This window comes from Serratia montpellierensis (assembly GCF_020858655.1).
Classification (GTDB): Bacteria; Pseudomonadota; Gammaproteobacteria; order Enterobacterales; family Enterobacteriaceae; genus Serratia; species Serratia montpellierensis.
Genome location: NZ_VOSN01000004.1, coordinates 25,341 through 33,490, shown reverse-complemented (window position 1 = coordinate 33,490; position 8,150 = coordinate 25,341). Strand labels below are relative to the sequence as shown.

Here is an 8,150-nt window from a genome sequence, read left to right as displayed (position 1 = left end):
CACGCCCGTCGGATCCGGGATGCGGAACTCTTCGGGAATATCCTCAGCGGTCACCAACATGCCCGGGCCGTTGATGGCCTTGCCCAGGTTGATCATCCCCCAGCCGTAGAGCGCGTCGATGCCCGGCGCGCCCATGTCGGTGGCGGTGGTTTTCAGCACTTCCGCCACCTGTGCGCCATTCAAATACGGGAAACGCTCCATCAGCACCGCAACGCTGCCGGCCACGTGCGGCGCCGCCATCGAGGTACCGCTGTATTTGGCGTAGCCAGTCGTCAGATTCTCCACGCTGGTGCCTTCAATCACCGAGCTGTACACCCGGGTACCCGGTGCCGAGACGCACAAACTGGCGGTATAGCCGCAGCGGGAAGAGAAGGTGCTGATGCTGTAATCGCCGGTATTGGTGGGATCCTGCAGGCTGGCGACCGACAGCCAGTTTGGCGCGATATCCGGCACGAAATACGCCAGGCCGGCCATGGCGTCCGGGTTGTTCAGGTTGTAATCGTTACCGGCGGCGAAGATGGTGACCACGCCGCTGCGCGCCGCGTCGATCGCGCCCTGATAGGCGCCGCCGGGCTTGGTGCCCAAGATAACCTTGATCTGATCGAACTGCTTTTGCGCATCGTCGACCGTGAAATGAGGATAAGCGGGATCTTTGCCTCCCTTGGCGAATTTATCGGTAATGCCGATGCCCCAGCTGTTATTGATGATGCGCGCGCCGCTGGCCACCAGCGCCTCCCAGCCGGCCTGGTAAACCGCGCCGTCGTTACCGAGGATGATGCCGTCCTCCGGGCCGGGGTCGCCGTTTTCCGCGCTGATGATCTGCGCGTTGAACGCCACGCCGTGCATGGCGCCGCCGTCGCGGCTGCCGGCGGCGATGCCGCCCACGTGGGTGCCGTGCGAGCCGAGCGTACCGTCAGAGTCCACACTCGGGGTTCCGTCATAGCGGAAGTCATCGCCTTTTTTCACCGGAATATAGGGATCGGTGTATTCGCGGGTGCCATGGGTAACCAGATTGATCACCTTATCAGGACCGGAAAACTCGGGGTGCTTGGCGTAGACCGGCTGATCGAAAATGCCGAGTTTGATGCCTTTGCCGGTATAACCGGCGGCGTAGGCCTGGTCGGCGTGGATCGCCCCCAGCCCCCATTCCGCGTTGAACTCACTGCTGCGCCAGCTGGCCGGATCGCCCGCTTTGCCGTTCTCTATATAGGTGGCCGCCTGCGCTCCGCCGATCGCCGTCAGGCAGATCAGCATCGCGCTCCATTGTGCGCGATGCACGCCGATTTCAGGCCAGCCGAAGGCCGCCCGAGCGGATTTGACTCCTCTACGTTTCTTCTCCATCCCAGATACCGTCCGTTGTTGTTTGCAAATGTTTTATAAGATTTTTTGTGTAACAGTTTGGTAACACCAAATAAATAAAGCACAACAATCTCAAGTGCGCTTAATGTGTCATCCGGCAGTCAGGAGGGAGGAGAGAAAGTTTCAGGGGTGAATCAGGTGAGGAGCGATAAGGGAAGACAATGATTTTTCTCAGCGCTGGGGTAGCGTTAATCAGCAGGGAAAATGCAATTCAATATAATGATAAATAATACTATTTTATTAAAAACAGACGTAGGGATCGGTCGCCTGAAAAGTGCTTAACAGGCGCTTTTTATCACTTTTAATTATAACTTTTACCAATATTTACTCAGTGAATTATGCTGGCTTTTCACTCAGGCACCGGCAAAAATTGGATTATCCTGCTGATGTTTTTTTGCTGTGCATCGCATCCTCTTCCGCCTGACGCAGGATAGCTTTGGCCATCCATTGCGTGACATCCTGGATCCCCCCAAGCTCCAGTCCCCAGATATCTTTCAGCACCAGGAACACCTCAGAACCGTAAATCAGCGAGAAAGCATGAATCACTCTCTGTATAGAATCCGGCGGCAGTTTGCCCTGCAACGGTTCTACCGCCAGCGTCAGCAGCCGCTTGCGGTTGCCGCGCACAAATTTTTCGCCCGGCGTCGCATGCGCCCACTGCTGTAAAGAGAGTTGCAAGGCGGCGCGCAGCGCCCCCTCATGCCGCTCCATCTGGGGATAAGCGAAGGTCAGCAGCTGCTGAATACGCTTCAGGGCATCGTCGTCTTGCGGGCGCCATTCCAGAATAGGCCCCAGACTTTCCGCCACCACCGCAGTAATCAACGCACTTTGGGTCGGGAAATAGCGGTAGGCGGTCGCGCGGGATACCTGCGCATGCGCCGCCAGATCGGTGATTGAAGGAAATGCTCCCTCGCCATACAGCGTCATTGCGCTGGCCAGCAACAAACGATGGGTTTTCGCCCGAGCGGAGGTCAGAGAAAGGTCGGACGGGGTAGGAAAAGCATTTATCGGCACTTAAACCTCATACATCTGTACACGCTTGCGCGGCAGGAGATACGCCACTACCGACAGGTTGACGACAAAGGGTCAGCCGCGCTGAAAAGCTCAAAAATGAGACAGGAGTCCCATTTTGCACTGCGCTGCCCTTGCAAAAATGATACTGCCGTCTCATTATATAAATACATTAATCAATTTAATTTAAACGCCAACACCAGGGCCCCCTAAAAAATATAACTAAATAATTTTTAAATAAAAATTAGAAACACCCCAGGAAGACACATGAAAGACACTTCAAATTTTGTCTATATTGCTACCACAGCAGATACCAAAGGACAAGAGTTGGAGTATGTGCGCCGACTGATTACCAGCCTGGATTTACCCACACGAACTGTCGATCTCTCCACCCGTAGTCTGCCGTTTGACTCCCCGGCCGATATCAGCCCAGAGGACGTTGCCCGCCATCATCCGGCAGGCGCCGGTGCGGTCTTTTGCGCCAGTCGCGGCCAGGCGATCGCGGCCATGGCGATCGCTTTCGAACGCTTTATCCTGACGCGCTGCGATATCGCCGCCCTGCTTGGTCTGGGCGGCTCCGGCGGTACCGCCATCATCACGCCGGCCATGCAGCAACTGCCGATCGGCCTACCGAAAATAATGGTCTCAAGCATGGCAGCGGGAGACGTTTCCGCCTATGTCGGCGCCAGTGACATCAATATGCTGTATTCGGTCACCGATCTCGCCGGTCTGAACCGCATCTCGCGACGGGTGCTCGGCAACGCGGCGCGCCAGATAGCCGGGGCAGTACGCTTCGCCGCCGTCGACTATCCCGACGACAAGCCCGCGATTGGCCTGACGATGTTTGGCGTCACCACGCCCTGCATTCAGGCGCTGGTTGCCGACCTTGAGCCGCAATGGGATTGCCTGACGTTTCACGCCACCGGCAGCGGCGGCAGAGCGCTGGAAAAACTGATCGATAGCCGCCAACTGCGCGGCGCCATCGACTTGACCACCACCGAAGTGGCCGATTACCTGTTTGGCGGTATGCTGCCCTGTAATGCAGATCGTTTCGGGGCCATCGCGCGAACCGGCATCCCGTGCGTGCTCTCCTGCGGCGCGATCGACATGATCAACTTCGGCGCGCCGAATACGGTGCCGGCTCGCTATGCCAACCGCCTGCGCCACCATCACAATCCGCAAGTGACGCTGGTGCGCACCAGCGCGCGGGAAAGCGCGTTAATCGGGCGTTGGATGGGCGAAAAAATCAACGCCTGCGCGGGCGACGTGCGTTTCGTGATCCCGGCGGGTGGTGTGTCGGCTCTGGATGCACCGGGGCAACCGTTCTGGGATCCGGCGGCGCTGGCCGCCTTTACCCAAGCGCTGGAGGAGACGGTGTACGCCACCGATAAACGCCAGTTAATAAAAACGCCTTACCATATCAATGACCCGCGCTTTGCACAGGCCGTTGCCGAACAGTTCCGGCACATTGTCGGCGGGGAATGATTATCTCTCACTGAAGAACCTGCCGGTGATAACGCCAAATAAAAAAGGCCAGACAAATAGTCTGGCCCTTTTTTATTCACCGCGAGCGGATATTACTGACCGGAGGACATCTGCTCCTTCATTTTATTCATATGGTCCATCATCTTTTGCTCGCGTTTCTGATAATTCTCATTGTATTGTTTTTTCTGCTCAGGAGTCAGCAGGTTATACATTTTATTTTCCGCTTTGGCGCGTTCCAGCATGCGTTCGGATTGCGCTTTGCCGATCGCGTCAATTTGCGCTTTCGCCTTCGCTTCGTCAAAGCTGTCGGAAGCCACCAGATTATGCAGCGCCTGGCGTTCCTCTTTCATGCCCGGCCCGCGCTTCTGGTGCGACTCTTTCATGATATCGCGCATCTGCTGGCGCTGCTGCTCGGTCAGGTTCAGTCCGGCGAACGGGCCGCCCTTGCCTTCACCCTTGTGATGCATCATTTTCATCGGCGCCGCATCCGCCGCCGGTGCCGTCGTATCTGCAGCAAACGCCGCGGAAGCAGAACCCAGAGCCAGCGTGGAAGCAATAAATAAAGCCGTCAATTTACGCATAATCATTTCCTTAAAAGTTTTTCTTCATCAGGAGCGCTGTACGTTAACAGGCTCATTCGTCGTCGGAGATAATAATAGGCTGATAAAATTCAAGTAATGCGAGGGTGTGTAAACTTTTTAAAACCCGTCTCGGATTTATTCACCAATTATGAGAAAACTATGAAGATGGCGTTTATTTGATGGAAATTTTAATTTCCCGGTAAAAATCCCCCCGGTGGAGTTATTTTTCCGCTTTCCCCTCACCGCTATAATTTACTCGCCTCCACGGCAACCTTGCATCAACCGTTTTCCGATAGCGGGGGAGGTCGGTACAAACATCACAGGATCCGATGTTCTCCTACACTTTAAGACAGCCGGCCGCCGGGTGACGTTTACACCGCAAAACTAATCATTGCTTATATAATAGTTTCCATCACCCGCCTCGCCTGTGAAAACCTGTTATATGATGCACAGATGCGCACGGCGACCACTTTCGGGCCAACAGGCTGCCCCGGAGCTGTGCTGACCGGCCGCCCGTGCTCTTTTGAGGAATCATCATGCCCGCAGACCAAGGCCCTGAGCTTCTTAACGCCCACTTCGGCACCCAAAGCCCCCACTGGCGGCTGGCGTTTGACAGCAATGCCCTGGAGCTATCCGCCGTTAAGGGCAAAGCCCACGTCGCGGTGGCGCTCAGCGCCATGGAAGCGGCGAAAATTCGCCGCCTGACCGGCGTCACCGCCAGCCTTGAACTGACCATTACGCTAGCCGGAGAACCGCTGCATCTGCATCTGGTGGGGCGCCGCGTCAACCATCTCGAATGGGCGGGCACCGCTTCCGCCTTCAGCGACACCCAATCCGTGGCGCGCGATCTGGTGCACGGCCTCTCCTTCGCCGAGCAGGTGGTATCCGAAGCCAACTCGGTGATCGTGATCGTCGATCAGCACGGCCGCATCCAACGCTTCAACCGGCTGAGCGAGGAGTACACCGGGCTGCACGAACACGAAGTGATCGGCAAAAACGTTTTCCAGCTGTTTATGAGCCCGGAAGAAGCCGCCGCTTCGCGGCGCAACATCGCCGGCTTCTTCCGCAACGGTTCGTCCTATGAGGTGGAACGCTGGGTAAAAACGGTCAAGGGCGAACGGCTGTTCCTGTTCCGCAATAAATTCGTGCACAGCGGCAGCGGCAAGAACGAGGTGTACCTTATCTGTTCCGGTACCGACATCACCGAAGAACGCCGTGCGCAAGAGCGGCTGCGGGTGCTGGCCAACACCGATCTCATCACCGGCTTACCGAACCGTAACGCCATCCAGGATAAGATCAATCACGCCATCGCCACGCGCAGCGAAGAGAGTTTCGGCCTGGTGTACCTCGATCTCGACAACTTCAAGAAGGTCAACGACGCCTACGGCCATATGTTCGGCGATCGGCTGCTGGTCGAAGTCGCGCTGGCGATCCTCGGCTGCCTGAGCCCGGACCAGGTGCTCGCCCGCCTCGGCGGCGACGAGTTCTTGGTGCTGGCGCCGCAAACCGATCGCGAGCGCCTGCAAACGCTGGCGCAGCGCATCATCGACAGGCTGAAAACCCCTTTCCGCATCGGCCTGATTGAGGTGTATACCGGCTGTTCGATCGGCATCGCGCTGTGCCCGGAGCACGGCAACGATCTCGACAGCCTGATCCGCAGCGCCGATACCGCCATGTACGTCGCCAAGGAGCACGGCAAACGCACCTATACCGTCTTTTCGCCGGAGATGAACAAGCGCGTCGCCGAATACATGTGGCTGGACACCAATCTGCGCAAAGGCCTGGAGCAAAATCAGCTGGTGCTGTATTACCAGCCGAAAATCGACGCACGCAGCGGTGAAGTGCACAGCGTGGAAGCGCTGGTGCGCTGGGATTCGCCGGAGCGCGGCCTGATCCCGCCGCTGCAGTTCATCTCCTATGCCGAGGAGTCCGGCCTGATCGGCCCGCTGGGCCAATGGGTGCTGCAGACCGCCGCCGGCCAGGCGGCGCAGTGGCAAGAGCAGGGACTGAATCTGCGGGTGGCGGTCAACCTCTCCGCCCGGCAGCTGGCCGACGACGGCATCGTCAACGATCTGCTCGGCGTGCTGCGCCGTCACCGCATGGCCCCTTGTCTGTTGGACTTCGAGTTGACCGAAAGCAGCCTGATTGAAGACGAGAACCGCGCACGCGCGCTGATCACCCGGCTGCGTGAACTGGGCGCGCAGGTACATCTCGACGACTTCGGCACCGGCTATTCGTCGCTGGCGCAGCTGGCGCGTATTCCGCTGGACGCCATCAAGCTGGATAAAAGCTTCGTGCGCGGGGTGAATTTCAACCCGGTATCGCAATCGCTGGTACGCGCGATCGTTGCGGCGGCGGAGGCGTTGGCCTTCCGGGTGATCGCCGAAGGGGTGGAGACCGAGAGCGAAAATCACTTCCTCGACGAGGTCGGCGTGGACGAAAAACAGGGCTTTCTGTTTGCGCGGCCAATGCTCCCGGAACAGCTGGAGCATTGGCTGCAGTCCTATCGCCCGCACTCACCCTCCGCGTGAGGCGGGCGCGTTAACGTTAGCCGGCACGACGCAGATTCAGGGTATGACGATCCTGCAACATCACCAGCCGCTCGATGTAGGCGCGGTCTTTTTCCTCAATGGTAAAGGCCGAATGTACCCAATCTTCGGTAATGTCCATCAGCTCGGAACGCGTCAGCTGCAACACGCGCTGACGCGCCCGCAACATGGCGCGCATGCCGTTGAGCTTCGGCCGGATGGTATCGATGAAGGTGCGCGTCGCCATGTAGGCGTCGCCGGGCTGGAACAGCTGATCTACCAGCCCACGGCTCTCGAACCACTCTGCGGTGTGCGACTCGCCGCCCCAAATCAGCTCCTCGGCCAAGCGCATGCCCGCCTTGCGTGCCACCAGCGAGTAACCGCCCATACCGGGAAACAGGTTGAACGCGATCTCCGGAAACCCCATGCGTGCATTGTTCTGCGCCAGCACGAAATGGTGCGCCAGCGCCGCTTCAAAACCGCCGCCCAACGCGCTGCCTTCAATCATCGCAATGCTGATTGCACCGGTATCGAAACCGCGCGCCGCCGCATGCACGCAGTCGATGCAGGCGCGCGCGTAGGCCATCATCGCCTCACGCTTGCGGTTTTTGATCGCTTCGGCGAAGAACTGCAGATCGCCGCCGACGTTGAACATGTTCGGCACCAGCGATCCGGTAACCCAGAAATCGAACCGCAGCGAAGACTCCTTCGCCGCCTGCGCCAGCGTCATGATGTCTTCGATCAGCGCCTGGTTGAAGCAGGGGCGCGGCGCGGCGCGCAGCAGCATCCACATAATGTGCCGCTCCTCTTCATAATAAGCGGACAGCTGCGACAGATTGCCCGCTTCGGTAAACGGACGACAGGTGGGGTGATTAAGCAATTTCATAAGACCTTCCAGTTTTTCTGTTGATGACGGATGAGACCGTTCCAGCCCCTACGGCTGCAGCGGAGCGGCGCGCGGCAAAAGCGCGACGCCACATCATGAGTAAACGCTTTCTCACCGACGAAACAGATAAAAATTGGAGGTAGGGAAGTGAAAAAAACCGAGGCGCCACGGGGTTTTCATAGGAATTTTACCTATCGGCCCCTCCCCGGCATTTCATGCCGGGCGCTAACGCGCTAAGCTCGGAAAATGACCGTTTGCCGCCCCGGCGCTCAAAACGCCGCGGGGCTTTGGCTATAATCA

6 protein-coding genes are annotated in these 8,150 nt (G+C 58.0%); 2 read left to right on the top strand and 4 right to left on the bottom strand.

Going from position 1 to position 8,150, the window contains the following annotated elements; all coding sequences use genetic code 11:
- Positions 1 to 1,254, bottom strand: a 1,254-nt coding sequence (locus FUU19_RS04320) for a S8 family peptidase (protein WP_230507087.1), incomplete at its 3' end; no start/stop codon positions are given.
- 480 nt (positions 1,255 to 1,734) lie between these two features.
- Complete coding sequence (locus tag FUU19_RS04315) at positions 1,735 to 2,373, bottom strand: TetR/AcrR family transcriptional regulator (RefSeq protein ID WP_141972003.1); 639 nt, start codon at positions 2,371 to 2,373, stop codon at positions 1,735 to 1,737.
- A gap of 264 nt (positions 2,374 to 2,637) precedes the next feature.
- Here FUU19_RS04315 and FUU19_RS04310 point away from each other — a divergent pair, with 264 nt between their 5' ends.
- Positions 2,638 to 3,855 carry a Tm-1-like ATP-binding domain-containing protein gene (locus FUU19_RS04310; RefSeq protein WP_230489936.1) on the top strand — a complete coding sequence of 406 codons (1,218 nt, stop codon included), beginning with the start codon at positions 2,638 to 2,640 and terminating at the stop codon, positions 3,853 to 3,855.
- Positions 3,856 to 3,947: 92 nt separating this feature from the next.
- Here the strand turns inward: FUU19_RS04310 and spy are convergent, their stop codons facing one another.
- A complete protein-coding gene (gene spy, locus FUU19_RS04305; RefSeq protein ID WP_063990806.1) occupies positions 3,948 to 4,436 on the bottom strand; it encodes an ATP-independent periplasmic protein-refolding chaperone Spy in 489 nt (162 codons plus the stop codon).
- A 536-nt stretch (positions 4,437 to 4,972) separates the two neighbouring features.
- On the opposite strand from spy, the gene pdeR reads away from it, so the two are divergent.
- Positions 4,973 to 6,967: a cyclic di-GMP phosphodiesterase gene (pdeR, locus tag FUU19_RS04300; protein WP_230507078.1), complete on the top strand. Its 1,995-nt coding sequence runs from the start codon at positions 4,973 to 4,975 to the stop codon at positions 6,965 to 6,967.
- A gap of 16 nt (positions 6,968 to 6,983) precedes the next feature.
- On the opposite strand, the gene FUU19_RS04295 is transcribed toward pdeR, so the two are convergent.
- A complete protein-coding gene (locus FUU19_RS04295; protein ID WP_141971995.1) occupies positions 6,984 to 7,850 on the bottom strand; it encodes a crotonase/enoyl-CoA hydratase family protein in 867 nt (288 codons plus the stop codon).
- Positions 7,851 to 8,150 lie beyond the last annotated feature (300 nt).

Bases quoted from the DNA above. Each gene is read 5' to 3' on its own strand.
- spy (WP_063990806.1), bottom strand. From the start codon at position 4,436: ATGCGTAAATTGACGGCTTTATTTATTGCTTCCACGCTGGCTCTGGGT.
- FUU19_RS04310 (WP_230489936.1), top strand. From the start codon at position 2,638: ATGAAAGACACTTCAAATTTTGTCTATATTGCTACCACAGCAGATACC.
- pdeR (WP_230507078.1), top strand. From the start codon at position 4,973: ATGCCCGCAGACCAAGGCCCTGAGCTTCTTAACGCCCACTTCGGCACC.
- FUU19_RS04295 (WP_141971995.1), bottom strand. From the start codon at position 7,850: ATGAAATTGCTTAATCACCCCACCTGTCGTCCGTTTACCGAAGCGGGC.